The sequence below is a fragment of the Pseudomonas sp. PS01300 genome (assembly GCF_029960155.1).
GTDB lineage: Bacteria > Pseudomonadota > Gammaproteobacteria > Pseudomonadales > Pseudomonadaceae > Aquipseudomonas > Aquipseudomonas palmensis.
The window spans coordinates 1-16,555 of record NZ_JASCPN010000044.1; the positions used below are offsets into that span (position 1 = coordinate 1).

A 16,555-nucleotide genomic window follows, 5' to 3' on the forward strand; every position below is an offset into this window, starting at 1 on the left:
CCCACAGGGACTGTGCTGTACCTGTGGGAGCGGGCTTGACCCGCGATCGAGTGCGCAGCACTCGCCTGGCCCTCAAGCCCACCAGTAACGTACAAAGTGAAAGAACACCGGCGCCGCGAAACATACCGAATCCATGCGGTCCAGCATGCCGCCGTGCCCCTCGATCATGTGCCCCCAGTCCTTCACCCCGCGGTCACGCTTGATCGCCGACATCACCAGCCCGCCAAAGAAGCCCATGACGTTCACGGTCAGCGCCATCAGCGCCGCCTGCCAGAAGGTGAACGGGGTGATCCAGAACAGCGTCGCGCCGATCAGCGTGGCCAGTGCCACACCGCCCAGCAACCCCTCCAGCGTCTTGGACGGCGACAGCCGCGGCGCCACCTTGCGCTTGCCGAACAGCTTGCCGCACACGTACTGCAGTACATCGGAAATCTGCACCACCAGAATCAGCCAGGCGATCAACAGCAGGTTGCGCCCCTCGAACCCGGGGATATCCAGCGTCATCAGGGCCGGTACCGACGACAGGCAGTACACCGCGATCATCAGCCCCCACTGCACCTTCGAGGCCCGCTCCAGAAAGCGCGTGGTATCGCCGCCGAAACTGGCCAGGATCGGCAGCAGCAAGAACAGGTACACCGGGATGAAGATACTGAACAACCCGTACCAGTCCATCGCGATCAGCAGGTACTGCACCGGCAGCGCCACATAGAACGCCGCCACCAGTGCCGGGTAGTCGCCACGCCGGGTGGGCGTGAGGGTGAGGAACTCGCGCAGCGCATAGAACGACACGCAATAGAACAGCAGGATGACCCCCAGCTTGCCGAACACGAAGGCCAGGCCGATCACCAGCACCATCACCCACCAGGCATTGATGCGCGCATTGAGGTTGTCGATGACCGCGTGCGGGGCCGGGCCCGCGCGCCATTTGAGCAGGCGCCCGATCAGGCTGGCGAGCAGCAGCAGGCCACCGATACCGGCAAACAGCAGAAGTGTGTTGTGGTCCATCTCAGGATTCCTTGGGGGCCAGGGCCAGCAGGGCAAGGCGTGCCCGTTCCAGAAACGCGTGCTTGCTGTCATCGGGCAAGCGTTGCAGCGGCTCGCCGAAGCTCAGCGTGCACAGCAGCGGCAGGGGCAGGGCACGGCCCTTGGGCATCACCCGGTTGAGGTTGGCGATCCACACCGGGATCACCTCCACCTCGGGGTGGGCACTGGCCAGATGGAACAGCCCGCTCTTGAACGCCAGCAAGGGCTCGTCGCCCAGGTTGCGCGTGCCTTCGGGAAAGAAGATCAGCGAGTCGCCCTGCTCCAGCGCCGCATGGATCGGCTGCAAGGGGTCGCTCTGGGCCTCGCTGTGCTGGCGGTCGATCAGTACGCCGTTGAACACCCGGTTGATCAGAAATTGGCGAATGCCCGGTTTTTGCCAGTAATCGGCCCCGGCCACCGGGCGGGTGTGCCGGCGCAGTTCCTGGGGCAGCGAGGCCCAGATCAGCACGAAGTCCCCGTGGCTGCTGTGGTTGGCGTAGTACAGGCGTTGCACCGGCTGCGGTGTACAGCCCAGCCACAGGGCGCGGGCGCCCGTGATCAGGCGGGCCACCGAAGTAATGGCGAAGGCGGTGAGGGCGGCAAGCATGACGAGGTCCTTATCCGACGAGAGAAAGCCAGGGCAGGCACAGGATGCCGGCAATCGCCAGCAGTACCTGCACGCCAAGGCACAGCAGTTGCTGGCGCATCAGGCGCAGTGCGGCCCGGCTGCGCGCCTGCCAGTCGCGGTCGTCGACCGGGGCGGGCTTGAGGCCCAGGTCGAACAGCGCCTGGTCCAGCACGCGGGTAGTTGGCGACAAGGTTGCGGCCTGGGTGGCCAGGTGCGCGAACAGCTCGGCGTCCAGCGCAACCCGCATGCCCCAGTATTTTTGCAGCAGGCCGGCTGCCAGCAGCAGCACGCACAACAGGGCGCCAATCACAGGGGCCGGCGCGCCGGCAAGTGGCGCCAGGCCATAGGCCAGCGCCAGCAGGCTGATGCCGTCCGACAGGCGTTCCACCTGGCGCCCGCGCCGCAACAGGCTGGCCACCAGCGCCAGGTGGGTCTGGCTACTCACAGGCCGCCCCCCGCCGGCAGGCTGTCGATCACCTGGCGGTGCGCCGGGTGCAGCACGACCCCTGGGCGGGCCTGAGCGATCAGTTGCTGGGCCTGCTGCGCGTTCTGGCAGCGCCCGCCGAGTACCAGCCAGGCGGCCACGGCGCAGGCACTGCGCGAGTAACCCAGGGCGCAGCACACCAGTAGCGGGCCCTGCTGGCGCAGTCGCTCGATGGCCTGGGCCGCCTCGCGGCAACGTTCGGCACTGGGCACCACCAGGTCCAGGCAGGGCAGGCTGCAATAGGCCTGGCCCGGCGTGTGTGCCGCCGGCAGTTCTGCACACAGGTCGACCACCGCGGCAAACGATGCCGCCTGACCTCGTGCAGGCACCCGCCCCAGGTACACCCCCTCGCACACCTCGTCGGCCTGTGGATGGCGGCGCGTCCACCAACGCGAATTGAGCCAGGCGCCGATCAGGTACGGCGCCAGCAGCCAGCGCGCGGCATACGACAACTGGCCGCTCGGGCCTTTCTGAAAGCCCTCGGCGCCCAACACGGCATAGTTGAGCGCCACCATCAGCAGTGCGAGGGCGGGCCACAACAGCAACAGGGCGATACCGCCGGCATACAGCGCCAGCCCACCCAGCACGGCGCTGCCCAGCGCGTAGTACGCGGCCAGGCGCCAGCGCCGGCGGTCACGGGTCGGCTGCAGGCTGCCCAGTACCGGCCGGCCCTCCACGGGCCACAGCCATACACACAGCGCGCCTGCCACTGCGCCACTGGGCACGTCGATGAAGTGGTGCTGCCAGGTGGTCAGCACCGACAAACCGATCAACCCCATCCAGCCATGCAGCAGCCAGCGCACCAGCTGCCCACGGGTGTGCCGGGCGAACATCGCCCAGATGATCACCAGCAGCGCGATGTGCAGCGAAGGGGCCTGGTTGAACGGCTTGTCGAAGCCCATCAGCACATCGAACAGCCAGCCGAACACGCCCTGCAGTTCAGGGCGCTCGAAGGTGAAGCGCAGCGGCCACAGCAGAAAGCCGGCGATGCAGATCAACTGTGCGCTCAGCAGGCGCAAGGCATGCCGGTCCATCTCCAGGCGGCTGAGCGGCAGCAGGAAGGACAACCCGTACAGCAGGTCGATGGACCAGTACGGCAGGATGGTCCACGGCCACAGCGGGATGCTGCTTTCCCAGGCGAACACCAGGCTGCCGACGTCGCTGCGCCCGGCGGTGAAGGTGTTGCTCAGGCCATAGCTCAAGAAGAACAGCGGCCCGAGCAACAGCAGCCAGAGCACGCCGCGCCGGATCAGGCCCGGCTCGCGCACTGTGCTCATTCAGCAACTCGCTGGGCCAGGCTGACGCTGAAGATGCCCCACTCGTCGATGCGCTGGCACACCTTGCGAAAGCCTGCCGCTTCCACCAGCTGGTCCATCTCCACCTGGCTGCGCCGACGCATCACCCAGGCCTGACCGGCGCGGTGGCTGGTCAGGGCGCGGGCGATCATCTCCAGCTGCGGGTGCCACGGCTGGCCGGTGTATACCAGGTAGCCGCCCGGCGCCACGGCCTGGGCCAGGCCGCCCAGCGAGTCGCCGACCATCTGGTTGCTGGCGAACAGTTCATACAGCCCCGATACCACCGCCAGGCTCGGACGCGGTTCAAGGGTGGCCAGGCTCTGCGCATCGAAGGCATCGCCCTGCACGAAGCGGGCGATGTCGGCCAGGCCTTTGTGTTCGATCAGCGCCGTGCCTTCGCGCACGTTGAGCTCGCTGTAGTCGCGCAGCAGGATCGAATCCGGGCGCTGCTCCAGGCCCTGCAGGGCTTCGAGAATGTAGCGGCCATGGCCGGCGGCGATGTCGACGATATGCACCGGTGCGCCTTGTTCGCGCAGGCGCTCGATGGCCAGGCGCAACAGCTCTTCCACATGCAGCTTGCGCTGGCGGATGCCCTTCCAGCCGATGGCGTCGAGGTAGTTGCGGTCGATCATGCGGCCCAGCTTGCCCTTGCCGGTGGCCTGGTTGCGGTAGACGTAGTCCAGCGTGCTGCCCGAATCGAAACCGGTGTCGAAGCCCAGCTTGACCCCGCTCGACAGGCCCTTGCCCAGGCGCAGGCCGGCGCGGGTTGCGCGCCAGTACAGGTCGGCCGGCGAGTTGCGTGGCAGCGGCGCAGCCAGGCTTTCGGCCTCGGCGCAGCTGGCGCCGAGCTGGTCGGCATCGAGCAGCGACGGGCGCTGGGGCGCCACACTGAAGCAGTGCTCCACGAAGCGCCGGATACGCGCCAGCGCATGCCCGCGATCACGCTCGCCGAGGGTGTCGTGGAAGAAGCCGGGCAGCACGTGCTTTTCCTTGTGTACGCTGCCCAGGCGCTCGAAGAACTGCTCCTGCGGCTGGCGCTTGACCACGAAGTCGGCGCCGGAAATCAACAATTGGGTCGGCACCTGGATCGCCTGGGCATCGGCCACCACGCGATCGGCAGCTTCGTACAGCCCCAGCAGCATGTTCACCGAAATCGGCCGGCTGATCAGCGGGTCGTTTTCATACGAGGCGATGCGCTCGGGGTCGTGGCTGAGCAGGCGCGGCTTGACGTAGCTGTTGACGAAGAAGTTGCCGCGCCAGGCGCGCATCAGCTTGAGCCCCGGGCGGGCGAACGGCACGTACAGCTTGACCTTGAAGGCCGGCGAGGCGAGCACCAGGCAGCGCACCTTCGGCGCATAGTCATGCGCCCAGGTTGCGATCAGCACGGCGCCGACACTTTGCGCCAGCACCGCCATGTCCTGTTCGTCGATGGCATGCTCGCGGGCGATGTGCTCGATGAAGGTCTGCACATCGCGCACGCTGCACGCGAAGCTCGGGCTGTCGCCACGGGCCCCGGGCGACTCGCCATGGCCACGGGCGTCCCAGGCGAAGAAGTCATGGCCGGGCAGGTCGAGTTCATCCACCAGGTGGGCCATGCGCCCGCCGTGTTCGTGGCCACGGTGGAACAGCACCACGGCGCGGCGCGGCTGGCCGGGCTGGCGGTTGGCCGGCCAGTGGCGGTAATGCAGCTCTACGCCGTCATGGGTGGTGAAATGCAGGGATTGCGCGGTGCGCATGGCAAATATCCTTATCTGGCTCGGAGGGCTTCAGCGGGGTTGCGCCAGGCCTCGGCTCACCCGGTTGTAGAGGGTATGAAGCGACAGCAGCAGCACCACCAGCAACACGCCGTTGAGCCACGCTGCGCTCAGCAGGCCGGTGGCCACGCCGGCACCGAGCACACCGAACACGAAGGCACGGTCGCTCTTGCCCATCGGGCCGTCATAACGGCGTTCGGCGCCTACCAGGGGGCCCATCACCCCGGCGTATTCGCTCACCAGCGCGGCCAGCACCACGATCACCACCAGCGCCGGCGACACGCCCGGCAGCAGGGCGAAGGGCAGGTACAGTGCGCTGTCGGCGACCACGTCGCACAGCTCGTTGAGGTAGGCACCCAGGCGTGACTGCTGGCCGAATTCCCGGGCGAGCATGCCGTCGATGGCGTTGAGCGCCATGCGCAGCAGCATCCAGGCCGGCACCAGGGCGAACAGCCAGGTGATGTGCGGTGCGGCGGCCAGCAACAGGCCGAGCGCAACGCTGACCGCCGCGGCGGCGACCGTCACCTGGTTGGCAGTTATGCCGCGCTCGTACAGACGCTTGACCATAGGGCGCAGCAGCGCCTGGAAGCGCGGTTTCAACTGGTAGATCGACGGCACGGAAAACTCCCTTTACGGCTCGTAGGCACGGCATTGTCTTGTTACATAGCGGTGCGCGAAGGCGATTGTGGGTGGATTGTCCCTGCCGGGGCAATAGCGCCTGCCGACAAGCTTTGCAGAAGTGTGCGCGTGTGCCCGGGAAGCGCCGAAAAATTGCGGCTGCACAGGCGCAGCTGGCGTTGTGCCCAGGGTTCGTCCAGCGCCAGGCTGTGCAGCGCCAGCACCCCTTGCCAGCGTTGCACGGCAGCCTGCGGCACGATGCCCAGGCCTGCGCCATGGGCCACCATGCGGATCACCCCGTCGAAGCCTTCGGCACGTACCCGCACCTGCAGCCGGCGCCCCAGGTGCAGGGCCTGTTCCTCCAGGTACAGGGCCAGCGCGCTGTCTGCCTGCAGGCCGACATGGCCATGTTCAAGGGTGTCGGCAAAGCGCAGGTGCGGGTGGCTGGCCAGCGGGTGATCCGGCGCCATGATCAGCACCAGCGGGTCGTCGCGAAACGCCACGCTCTGCAGGTGCTCGCTGGCCACGGCATTGGAGATGATGCCCAGGTCGGCCTCGCCCTGGGTGATCGCCTGCACGATACGCAGGCTGGGCAATTCGACCACGTCCACGTCGATGGCCGGGTGGCGGGCCAGAAACGTCGCCAGCAGCTCGGGCAGGTACTCGGTCAGCGCCGCGGTGTTGCACAGCAGCCGCACCTGGCCCTGCAACCCCTGGGCATACTGGCCCAGGTCGAATTGCAGCCGCTGCACCTGCTGGCCGATCTGGCGCGCATGGTTGACCAGGGCCTGGCCGGCGGCCGTGGGGTGCACGCCGCGCCGGTTGCGCTGCAGCAGCGGTACGCCCAGCGAGCTTTCCATGGCGCGAATGCGCGCGCTGGCCGCCGGCAGCGACAGGTGGCTGCGCTGGGCGCCGGCAGTGATGTTGCCGCACTCCACGGTGTGCAGAAACAGTCGTAGGTCAATCAGATCGAAATGCATGAGCCTCTGCCTGGGCAATAGTCTGGCTCAGTATATGGCAACTGTTCAGGGACGTGCGGGCAGGGCAGCATGGGCCCATGACGACTTTATTCGGCTTCTATCAGGCTATCGGCCCGGCGCTATCGCTGCTGGTTGTGCTTACCTTCGTGCTGGCAGGCACGGTCAAAGGCGTGATCGGCCTGGGCCTGCCCACCGTGGCCATGGGGTTGCTGGGGCTGGCTATGTCACCGGCGCAGGCTGCCGCGCTGCTGATCGTGCCGTCGACGGTCACCAACCTTTGGCAGCTGGCGGCGGGTGGCCACTTGCGTGCATTGCTGCGCAGGCTCTGGCCGATGCAATTGATGATCTTCATCGGTACCTTGCTGGGCAGTGTCTGGCTGGGCATCGACAGTGGCGCGTGGGCGGCGCACGCATTGGGCGCGGCGTTGCTGGTGTATGCGCTGTACGGCCTGTGCCACCCAGGCCTGCACCTGGCCCCCCGCCACGAGCGCTGGCTGGGCCCGCTGTGCGGGTTGGTGACGGGCATCATCACCGCCGCCACCGGGGTGTTTGTGATACCGGCCGTACCGTACCTGCAGGCCCTGGGCCTGCACCGTGAACAGATGGTGCAGGCGCTGGGCCTGTCGTTCACCGTCTCGACCCTGGCGCTGGCCGTGGGCCTTGCCGGGCAGGGCGCACTGGGCGGCGAGGCGCTGGGGGCCTCGCTGGTGGTGCTGATACCGGCATTGCTGGGCATGTGGCTGGGCCAGTGCCTGCGTCAGCGCATCAGTGCCGTGCTGTTCAAACGCTGCTTTTTCATCGGCCTGGCGCTGCTGGGCGCCCATCTGGCGCTCAACGGCTAGCCGAGGACGGGCTGAGCATCTCGATCAACTGGATGTCGAAGTCGCGCTCAAGGTATTCCATGCGCCGCTCGGCAAACTGCTGCATGTGCGGCAGCGCCGAATGCACATCCAGTGCGGCCTTGCTGGCCCAGATTTCGTAGAACACGAACAGGCTCGGGTCCTGCCGGTCGCGCAGCATGTGGTACTCGATGCAGCCGGGCTCGGCACGGCTGGGTTCTACATAGCTGCGAAACAGCGCCTCGAACTCCTCTGCCTTTTCGGGGCGGGTCTTGGCTTTGAGGATGAAACCGTAGGGTTCGCTCATGGGGAGGCTCCTGTAAAAAGTGAGCCAATCTTATTTCAACAATAAGCGCTGAATTCGTGCTTTTTGGTCAAAAGCGTTTTGCCCGCGCGAGGGTATTTCCGCTGCGCTGAACTGATTAATCTGCCGCCATCACATTCACCGGGCCGCCCCTTCTGTTGGCCGCCCCGAACACACATGAGGCAGATGATGAAGAAGATCCTGTTGCTCAACGGCGGCAAGCAGTTCGCCCACTCCGATGGCCGCCTGAACGAGACCCTGCACGAGGCCGCGCTGGCGTTTCTCGACCGCGCCGGTTTCGACGTCAGGAGCACCTACATCGATGGCGGCTACGACGTTGCCGAAGAAGTGCAGAAGTACCTCTGGGCCGACGTGGTCATCTACCAGATGCCCGGTTGGTGGATGGGCGCGCCGTGGACCGTCAAGCAGTACCTGGACGAAGTGTTCACCGCCGGCCACGGCAGCCTCTACGCCAGCGACGGGCGCACCCGCTCCGATGCGTCGAGCAAGTACGGCAGCGGCGGCCTGATCCAGGGCAAGCAGTACATGCTGTCGCTGACCTGGAACGCACCGCAGGAAGCGTTCGACGATCCGGCGCAGTTTTTCGAAGGCAAGGGCGTGGACGCGGTGTACTTCCCGTTCCACAAGGCCAACCAGTTCCTGGGCATGAGCGGTCTGCCGACCTACCTGGCCACCGACGTGATGAAGAACCCCAACGTCGAGGCTGCCGTGGCCGGCTACGAGCAGCACCTGGCCCGGGTTTTCCACACTGGCGCCTGATGAAGGGTTGCGCGGGCAACGCCAAGCGGCTATCTATCACGGCTGAACGCCACACCAGGGAACAGCCGTGAAAGCCAGGTCCGATGAATTGCAGATGTTCGTCTCGGTCATCGAGTGCGGCTCTATTTCCGCCGCCGCCGAACAGGGCGGGCAGACCCCGTCGGCCATCAGCCGCAGCCTGTCGCGGCTGGAGGCCAAGCTGGGCACCACGCTGATCAACCGCACCACGCGGCGCATGGACCTCACCGAAGAGGGGCGGTTTTTCTTCGAGCGTGCCAAGGCCATCCTGCAACAGATGGACGAACTCGAAGAGCGCCTGAGCCTGCACCGCCAGACCCCGTCCGGGCGCCTGCGCATCAATGCGGCGGCGCCGTTCATGCTGCATGCCATCGTGCCCTGGGTGGGGGAGTTCCGCCAGCTGTACCCGGATATCCAGCTGGAGCTCAACACCGACGACCTGATCATCGACCTGCTCGAACAGAGCACCGATATCGCCATCCGCATCGGCGAGCTGGCCGACTCCAGCCTGCACGCCCGCTCGCTGGGGTGCAGCCCGCTGCATGTGCTGGCCAGCCCCGCGTACCTTGCGCGGCGCGGTACGCCACGGCATGTGGAGGAACTGGCCGGGCATTCGCTGCTGGGCTTCACCCAGACCGAAACCCTCAATCACTGGCCGCTGCGCCACACCGAAGGCGACCGCCTGGCGATCCGCCCCGACCTGTGCGCCTCCAGCGGCGAAACCCTGCGCCACCTGGCGCTGGCCGGCGAAGGCATCGCCTGCCTGTCGCACTTCATGACCCACGAAGACCTCCAGGCCGGCCGCCTGCAACTGGTGCTGGCCGAGGCCAACAGCGGCTATCGCCAGCCGATCAACGCGGTGTACTACCGCAACTCGCAACTGGCCCTGCGTATCCAGTGCTTTCTGGATTTCATCCAGCACAAGCTGTCGATCTACGCCTGCTGAAAACCGCAGGCGGCATTTGAAAAATCCCTGGGCATGCGCCTTAATGGTTGTTCGATAAAAACAACACCAAGGAAACCCGCATGCGCACTCTGATGTTTCGAACGCTGACCTTGAGCGCTGCGATCGTCGCCAGCTCATCAGCCTATGCCGTGACGCTGGACGGCGGCGCGGTGGCCGCGCCCGATCAATATGGTGCACAGGTCGCCGCCGACATCCTCAAGAAGGGCGGCAACGCAGTGGACGCCGCGGTGGCCACTGCCTTCACCCTGGCCGTTACCTACCCCGAGGCCGGCAACATCGGCGGCGGCGGTTTCATGACCCTGTACATGGATGGCAAACCCTACTTCCTCGACTACCGTGAAGTGGCGCCCAAGGCGGCCAGCCGCAACATGTACCTGGACGACAAAGGCGAGATCATCGAGAACCTCAGCCTGGTGGGCGCCCGGGCCGCCGGGGTGCCGGGCACGGTGATGGGCCTGTGGGAGGCGCACCAGAAGTTCGGCAAGCTGCCCTGGGCCGAGCTGCTGACCCCGGCGGTGGGCTACGCGAAGAACGGCTTCAAGATCGCCGCCAAGCAGTACCAGTACCGCGAAGATGCCCAGGGGCTGTTCAAGGACAGCACCAACTTCAACGACTATTTCGGCAGCATGAAGGTGGGCGAGACCTTTAGGCAGCCCGAGCTGGCGCAGACCCTGGAGCGCATTGCCGACAAGGGTGTGAGCGAGTTCTACCAGGGCAAGACCGCCGACCTGCTGGTGGCGCAGATGCAGGCCGACAAGGGCCTGGTCAGCAAGGAAGACCTCAAGGACTACAAGGCCGTGTGGCGTGAGCCGATGGGCATCGAATGGCGTGGCAACGTGGTCTACACCGCGCCGCTGCCCAGCTCGGGCGGCATCGCGCTGGCGCAGTTGCTGGGCATCAAGGAAAACCGCGCAGCCGACTTCAAGGGTGTCGAGCTGAACTCGGCACGCTACATCCACCTGCTTTCGGAAATCGAGAAGCGTGTGTTCGCCGACCGTGCCGACTACCTGGGCGACCCGGCGTTTTCCAAGGTGCCGGTGGCGCAGCTGATCGCCAAGGACTACCTGGCCAAGCGCGCGCAAGAGGTCAACCCGACCGCCATCTCCGACACCGCCAAGGTGCGCCCGGGGCTGGAGCCGCACCAGACCACGCACTTCTCCATCGTCGACAAGCAGGGCAACGCGGTCAGCAACACCTACACCCTGAACTGGGACTACGGCAGCGGCGTGGTGGTGAAGGGCGCGGGCTTCCTGCTCAATGACGAGATGGACGACTTCAGTGCCAAGCCGGGTGTGGCGAACGCCTTCGGTGTGGTCGGTGGCGATGCCAATGCCATCGAGCCGGGCAAGCGCATGCTGTCGTCGATGGCCCCGAGCCTGGTGACCCGCGATGGCAAGGTCACGCTGGTGCTGGGTACGCCGGGTGGCTCGCGGATCTTCACCTCGATCTTCCAGGTGCTCAACAACCTGTACGACTACAACCTGCCGCTGGAGAAGGCGGTGGCGGCGCAGCGTGTGCATCACCAGTTGCTGCCCAAGGACACTATCTACTACGACGCCTATGCGCCGCTCGATGGCAAGGTGGCCGAGGAACTGAAGAAGATGGGCTACACCCTGGAGGACCAGGGCTGGGAGATGGGCGATATCCAGGCGATCCGGGTGACGGGTTCGGCGCTGGAAACCGCGTCTGACCCGCGTGGACGCGGGGTGGGGCAGGTCGTCAAGTAAGGGCTGACAGCATCGCGGGCCAAGCCCGCTCCCACAAGGTTTCGCTGAACCTGGTGGGAGCGGGCTTGACCCGCGATGGCTACGCTGTCCGATTCGGTCAGACGCGGAAGTGGCTGACCAGCATCTGCAACTGATTGCCCAGGCGCGCCAGCTCGACGCTGGATGCCGCCGTCTCCTGGCTCGCCGCCGCCGTCTGCTCCGACACATCACGCACGTTCAGGATGCTGCGGCTGATCTCTTCGGCCACCGCGCTCTGCTGCTCGGCCGCCGCGGCGATCTGCTGGTTCATCGACTGGATGTTCGACACCACGCGGGTGATGTTCTCCAGCGAGGCACCCGCCTTGCGCGTCAGCTCCACGCTGCTGTCGGTCAGGCTGCGGCTGCCATGCATCACGTTGGCCACCTGCTGGGTGCCGCTTTGCAGGCCCGCCACCAGCACCTCGATTTCCTCGGTGGACTTCTGGGTGCGCTGCGCCAGGCCGCGCACTTCATCGGCCACCACGGCAAAACCACGCCCGGCTTCACCCGCCCGTGCCGCTTCGATCGCGGCGTTGAGCGCCAGCAGGTTGGTCTGTTCGGCCACCGACTTGATCACGTCCATCACGCTGCCGATCTTCTGGCTTTCCTGCTGCAACTGGCCCATGGCCTCGGTGGAACGGTTGACCTCGACCGCCAGGCGCTCGATCTGCGCGATGGCCTGGGCCACCACCTGGTCACCGGCGCGGGCCTGGCCGTCGGCGTCGGTGGCGGCCTCGGACGCCTGCTCGGCATTGCGCGCCACTTCCTGCACGGTGGCCGCCATTTCGTGCATGGCGGTGGCCACCTGGTCGGTCTCGACCTTCTGGCTGTTGACCCCGGCGTTGGTCTGCTCGGTGACCGCCGACAGCTCTTCGGCCGCACTGGCGATCTGGGTCACGCCGTCACGGATGCCGCCGATCAGGTCGCGCAGGGTTTCGCCCATGCGCTGGATGCCTTGTTGCAGCACGCCCAGTTCGTCACGGCGGGTGACGCGCAGGGTGTGGGTCAGGTCGCCGGTGGCGATCTTCTCCACCACTTCCAGGGTTTCGCGCAGCGGGCGGGTGATCTGGCGGGTGATGATGATCGCCGCCAGCACGCCGAACAGCAGGGCCGCCAGGGTGCTTGCCAGTTGCCAGGTACGCGCCTGGGCACTTTCGAGGTCGCGACGTTGCAGCTGGATGGCGTACAGCTCATCGCTCAGGCGCACGATGTCGTAGCCCTGGGTGGTCATTTCCTTGCGCGCCTCGCCGATCGCCGTGTTGGCGGCCTTGAAGCTGCGCACCGCTTCGGCGTAGTGCAGGGTGGCGGCCTCGAGCGGTCGGGCACGAGCATCGGTGGCGGCCAGCTGGCGGGTTTCGGCCAGGGTGGCGTCGAGCTGACGGGCGGCGACCTGTTCGGTTTCCGGGGTGAGGTCGGCGATGTAGCCGCGCACCTCGAAGCGGGCCAGCAGCAGGTGCTGGCGTACGGTGGTCAGGCGCTTGAGATGTTCCAGGCGCTCGCTGTCACTCTGGCCAGAGGACAGGCTGTCGGCCAGCAGGGTTTCCATCAGGGCACCGGCCTCATTGGCGGTAACGCCCATGCTACGGCGCGCTTCGCCACCCTGCTTGTAGGCGCTGCGCATCTTGGCCAGGGACACCTCGTAGGCGGCGACCACCTGCGCCTGTTCGCGCAGCAGCTTGACGTTCTCCGGGCTCTTGAAGGTGTTCAGCAGGTTCTGCTGGCGGGCCTTGAAGGTATCCAGCTTGGCCTGGACATTCTGCGCGAGCTTGTCGTCACCGTCGGCAATCATGTACTGCAGGCGGGCGATGCGCAGTTCGGTGAGCTCGTTGTTGAGCTGGGTGATGTCGCTCATCCAGTTGCTGCGGTCGATCAGACCGCCCAGGCTGGTCCAGCCGGTCAGGGCCAACAGGCCGGTCAGCAGCAGCACCAGGCCGAAGCCCAGGGCGAGTTTCAGGTTGACGCTGATATTGGCAAACCAGCTGTTCATGCGATCCCTCCAGGATTCTGTGCGCTCTTTGATCTAAATCGCTGGAGGTTGTTTTTCTTGGAGGCCAGCTGACGTGAGCTGCCTTTATCGGCGGGATGTTGCAGAGCTGAAACGCTTTTTCTCCAATTCCGACGAAAACCATCAACAAAATGTTTAGGGTGTTTGCGCCAGGCCGCAAACACCCGATTACAGGCGTCAGAGTCTGCTGGCGCCAAAGGTGTCGCACTGGTTGAGGTCGCCCTTGGCGAAGCCGGTCTTGAACCAGCGCACGCGCTGCGCGGAAGTGCCGTGGGTGAACGAGTCGGGCACCACGCGGCCTTTGCTCTGCTGCTGCAGGCGGTCATCGCCGATCGCGTTGGCGGCGTTCAGGGCCTCTTCGATATCGCCCGGCTCCAGCCAGTTATGGCGTTGCTGTGCCTGGTAGGCCCACACGCCTGCCAGGCAGTCGGCCTGCAGTTCCTGACGTACCAGCAGGCCGTTGTCGCCTTGCAGGCGCTGGCCGCTGCGACGGGCCTGGTCGATCCTGGCTGACACCCCCAGCAGGGTCTGCACATGGTGGCCGACCTCGTGGGCGATCACGTAGGCCTGGGCAAAGTCGCCCGCTGCCGCGAAGCGGGTTTCCATCTCCTTGAAGAAGCTCATGTCCAGGTACACCTGCTGGTCGGCCGGGCAATAGAACGGGCCGGTCGCCGACGAGGCAAAGCCACAGGCGGAGTTGACCTGACCGCTGAACAGCTTGAGGGTCGGGTCCTTGTACTGGCGCCCGGCCTGGGCAAACAGGGCGCGCCAGGTGTCCTCGGTGTCGCCCAGGATGCTGGCGACGAACTCGGCCTGTTCGTCGCCGGCCGGTGGTGCCTTGCGCTCGCCGGTGCTTGCCGGCGCGCTCTGTTCGCTCATCTGCCCGCTCAGCTGGCCAAGGATCTGCATCGGGTCCTGCCCGGTCAGCAGGCCGATCCCCACGATCAGTACCACCGCCGTCAGGCTCAGGCCCTTGCCGCCCAGGCGCATGCCACCACCACCGCCGCCTTCACCGCGAGCGTCGACCACGTTGTCGCTGCGCCTGCCTTTTCGCCAGAGCATGAGCGTTCTCCCAAGCTTGAAATATGAAGATAAAGATTAGTCCACCCGGCCCGGCGGCGTTAGCGCTTTGGACATAACCATACGGTTATGGGTTCAAGGATTCTTTTCAATGTTCGCCGGTGCATGCCTCGGCCACACTGCCCATCACTCCTGCCCGTACAGGCCTCCAAAAATCCAATAAGAGGAGAACGGCATGTCTGCACAAGACACCAGTCGTTTCGTTATCCGTGATCGGAACTGGCATCCGAAAGCCCTTACCCCCGACTACAAGACCTCCGTCGCGCGCTCGCCTCGCCAGGCGCTGGTGAGCATTCCACAGTCCGTCAGCGAAAGCACTGGGCCGGATTTCTCCCACCTGAAATTTGCCGAGCACGACAATGACCTGCTGCTGAACTTCAACCACGGCGGCCTGCCCATCGGCGAGCGCATCATCGTGGCCGGGCGCGTGTGCGACCAGTACGGCAAGCCGATCCCGCACACCCTGGTCGAAATGTGGCAGGCCAATGCCGGCGGCCGCTATCGCCACAAGAACGATCGCTATCTGGCGCCGCTGGACCCCAACTTCGGGGGTGTGGGGCGCGCGCTGACCGACAGCGAGGGCTACTACAGTTTCCGTACCATCAAGCCGGGCCCGTACCCGTGGCGCAACGGCCCCAACGACTGGCGCCCGGCGCATATCCACGTGTCGATCAGCGGCCCGTCGATTGCCACGCGTCTGATCACCCAGCTGTACTTCGAAGGCGACCCGCTGATCCCGATGTGCCCGATCGTCAAGTCGATCGCCAACCCGGACGCGGTACAGAGCCTGATCGCCCGGCTCGACATGGCCAATGCCAACCCCATGGACTGCCTGGCCTACCGCTTCGACATCGTTCTGCGCGGCCAGCGCAAGACCCACTTCGAAAACCGCTGAGGAGCCCCGCCATGCCTATCGAACTGCTGCCGGAAACCCCATCGCAGACCGCCGGCCCCTACGTGCACATCGGCCTGGCCCTGGAAGCGGCCGGCAACCCGACCCGTGACCAGGAAATCTGGAACCGCATGGCGCGCAGCGATGCGCCCGGCGAGCACATCCTGCTGATCGGTCACGTCTACGACGGCAACGGCCACCTGGTGCGCGACTCGTTCCTGGAGTTCTGGCAGGCCGACGCGGCCGGGCAGTACCACAGCGAATTCAACCTGGAACAACCGTTCAACAGCTTCGGACGCACCGCCACCACCTTCGATGCCGGTGAATGGACGCTGCAGACGGTCAAGCCCGGTGTGGTCGCCAATGCCGCCGGCGTGCCGATGGCACCGCATATCAATGTCAGCCTGTTCGCCCGCGGCATCAACATCCATCTGCACACGCGGCTGTACTTTGACGACGAGGGCCAGGCCAATGCCAAGTGCCCGGTGCTCAACCTGATCGAACAGCCACAACGCCGCGAGACCTTGGTCGCGCGGCGCTGCGAAGTGGATGGCAAGCTGGCCTACCGTTTCGATATCCGCATCCAGGGTGAAGGCGAAACGGTGTTCTTCGATTTCTGAGGCCGCCTAGCGGGGCACCGGGTTCAGGTCGAAGTGGTTGCGCTGGTACTGGAACAGCAGGCAAGGCTCCTTCTTGGCGGTCATCTTGCAACCGCTCTCATGTTCCAGCCCGGCCGGCAACTGGTAGTACGAACCGGCCGGGTACTCGGTCTCGACCAGCTTGCCGTTCTTGTCCTTGATGCGGGCGTAGAACACGCCGCTCATCACCACGGTCGGCAACGTCTCGGTGTGGGTGTGGTAGCCATTGTCCACACCGGGACGGAAACTGACGAAGGCCTCGTAGGCACCATTGCCCAGGATGTCGCCCTGCACGTTAGCGTAGGTGACGTTGTTGTTGGTGCCCGGTACCACTTTCCAGGTCAGCGCATTTTTCGGCAGGGAGATGAGTGGGGCGGTGCAGTAGCAGACCGCAGCCACGGCGGTAGTGGCGCAAGCTGCCAACAGCAAGCCGGCGGCGGTAACTCGAAGTGCTTTCATGGTTGAAACCCTCTGATGAACAATCGAAAGAAGGTTAATCAAACAA

Annotated in this window: 17 protein-coding genes; 6 read left to right on the plus strand and 11 right to left on the minus strand. The window is 65.6% G+C overall.

Annotated features, from left to right (window positions below; genetic code table 11):
- Positions 1–72 precede the first annotated feature (72 nt).
- The 7 genes from QMX96_RS19145 to QMX96_RS19175 are packed head-to-tail and all read right to left on the minus strand — an operon-like array spanning position 73 to position 6,782.
- Positions 73–1,005 (minus strand): phosphatidate cytidylyltransferase, encoded by a 933-nt coding sequence (locus tag QMX96_RS19145; RefSeq protein WP_043860712.1) that lies wholly within the window; start codon positions 1,003–1,005, stop codon positions 73–75.
- Between the two features lies 1 nt (position 1,006).
- The gene (locus QMX96_RS19150; protein ID WP_104572309.1) at positions 1,007–1,630 is read right to left on the minus strand and encodes a lysophospholipid acyltransferase family protein; all 624 of its coding nucleotides are present in this window, start codon (positions 1,628–1,630) and stop codon (positions 1,007–1,009) included.
- A gap of 10 nt (positions 1,631–1,640) precedes the next feature.
- Positions 1,641–2,096, minus strand: coding sequence for a hypothetical protein (locus QMX96_RS19155; RefSeq protein ID WP_043860710.1), 456 nt, complete (start codon positions 2,094–2,096; stop codon positions 1,641–1,643).
- Positions 2,093–3,412: a phosphatase PAP2/dual specificity phosphatase family protein gene (locus QMX96_RS19160; protein WP_043860709.1), complete on the minus strand. Its 1,320-nt coding sequence runs from the start codon at positions 3,410–3,412 to the stop codon at positions 2,093–2,095. Before QMX96_RS19160 ends, QMX96_RS19155 begins: the two co-directional genes overlap by 4 nt.
- A complete protein-coding gene (locus tag QMX96_RS19165) occupies positions 3,409–5,166 on the minus strand; it encodes a bifunctional alpha/beta hydrolase/class I SAM-dependent methyltransferase (protein ID WP_043860708.1) in 1,758 nt (585 codons plus the stop codon). The genes QMX96_RS19160 and QMX96_RS19165 overlap by 4 nt, the downstream gene beginning before the upstream one ends.
- 30 nt (positions 5,167–5,196) lie before the next feature.
- Entirely contained in the window at positions 5,197–5,802 is a 606-nt protein-coding gene (locus tag QMX96_RS19170; RefSeq protein WP_054916548.1) for a CDP-alcohol phosphatidyltransferase family protein, read from the minus strand.
- Between the two features lie 41 nt (positions 5,803–5,843).
- The gene (locus tag QMX96_RS19175) at positions 5,844–6,782 is read right to left on the minus strand and encodes a LysR family transcriptional regulator (RefSeq protein WP_088513835.1); all 939 of its coding nucleotides are present in this window, start codon (positions 6,780–6,782) and stop codon (positions 5,844–5,846) included.
- A 77-nt stretch (positions 6,783–6,859) separates the two neighbouring features.
- Here QMX96_RS19175 and QMX96_RS19180 point away from each other — a divergent pair, with 77 nt between their 5' ends.
- On the plus strand, positions 6,860–7,624 hold the full coding sequence (locus QMX96_RS19180; RefSeq protein ID WP_078481792.1) for a sulfite exporter TauE/SafE family protein: 765 nt from the start codon (positions 6,860–6,862) through the stop codon (positions 7,622–7,624).
- On the opposite strand, the gene QMX96_RS19185 is transcribed toward QMX96_RS19180, so the two are convergent.
- A complete protein-coding gene (locus tag QMX96_RS19185) occupies positions 7,614–7,928 on the minus strand; it encodes a putative quinol monooxygenase (protein WP_043860704.1) in 315 nt (104 codons plus the stop codon). The genes QMX96_RS19180 and QMX96_RS19185 overlap by 11 nt on opposite strands.
- Before the next feature lie 186 nt (positions 7,929–8,114).
- Between QMX96_RS19185 and QMX96_RS19190 the strand changes: the two genes are divergently transcribed.
- From QMX96_RS19190 to ggt, 3 genes are all read left to right on the plus strand, one after another.
- The gene (locus tag QMX96_RS19190; RefSeq protein WP_054916551.1) at positions 8,115–8,705 is read left to right on the plus strand and encodes an NAD(P)H-dependent oxidoreductase; all 591 of its coding nucleotides are present in this window, start codon (positions 8,115–8,117) and stop codon (positions 8,703–8,705) included.
- A gap of 67 nt (positions 8,706–8,772) precedes the next feature.
- Complete coding sequence (locus QMX96_RS19195; protein ID WP_054916552.1) at positions 8,773–9,669, plus strand: LysR family transcriptional regulator; 897 nt, start codon at positions 8,773–8,775, stop codon at positions 9,667–9,669.
- An 80-nt stretch (positions 9,670–9,749) separates the two neighbouring features.
- A complete protein-coding gene (gene ggt, locus QMX96_RS19200) occupies positions 9,750–11,417 on the plus strand; it encodes a gamma-glutamyltransferase (RefSeq protein WP_043860701.1) in 1,668 nt (555 codons plus the stop codon).
- A gap of 97 nt (positions 11,418–11,514) precedes the next feature.
- Here ggt and QMX96_RS19205 read toward each other — a convergent pair whose 3' ends face one another.
- Together QMX96_RS19205 and QMX96_RS19210 are read right to left on the minus strand one after the other, a co-directional pair.
- Positions 11,515–13,422, minus strand: a complete 1,908-nt coding sequence (locus tag QMX96_RS19205; protein ID WP_043860700.1) for a methyl-accepting chemotaxis protein — start codon at positions 13,420–13,422, stop codon at positions 11,515–11,517.
- A 195-nt stretch (positions 13,423–13,617) separates the two neighbouring features.
- A complete protein-coding gene (locus QMX96_RS19210) occupies positions 13,618–14,502 on the minus strand; it encodes a neutral zinc metallopeptidase (RefSeq protein WP_043860699.1) in 885 nt (294 codons plus the stop codon).
- A gap of 193 nt (positions 14,503–14,695) precedes the next feature.
- On the opposite strand from QMX96_RS19210, the gene pcaH reads away from it, so the two are divergent.
- Positions 14,696–15,415, plus strand: coding sequence for a protocatechuate 3,4-dioxygenase subunit beta (gene pcaH / locus QMX96_RS19215; protein ID WP_043860698.1), 720 nt, complete (start codon positions 14,696–14,698; stop codon positions 15,413–15,415).
- An 11-nt stretch (positions 15,416–15,426) separates the two neighbouring features.
- Complete coding sequence (pcaG, locus tag QMX96_RS19220) at positions 15,427–16,032, plus strand: protocatechuate 3,4-dioxygenase subunit alpha (RefSeq protein ID WP_043860697.1); 606 nt, start codon at positions 15,427–15,429, stop codon at positions 16,030–16,032.
- Between the two features lie 6 nt (positions 16,033–16,038).
- Here the strand turns inward: pcaG and QMX96_RS19225 are convergent, their stop codons facing one another.
- Positions 16,039–16,509 carry a hypothetical protein gene (locus QMX96_RS19225; RefSeq protein WP_078481789.1) on the minus strand — a complete coding sequence of 157 codons (471 nt, stop codon included), beginning with the start codon at positions 16,507–16,509 and terminating at the stop codon, positions 16,039–16,041.
- Positions 16,510–16,555 lie beyond the last annotated feature (46 nt).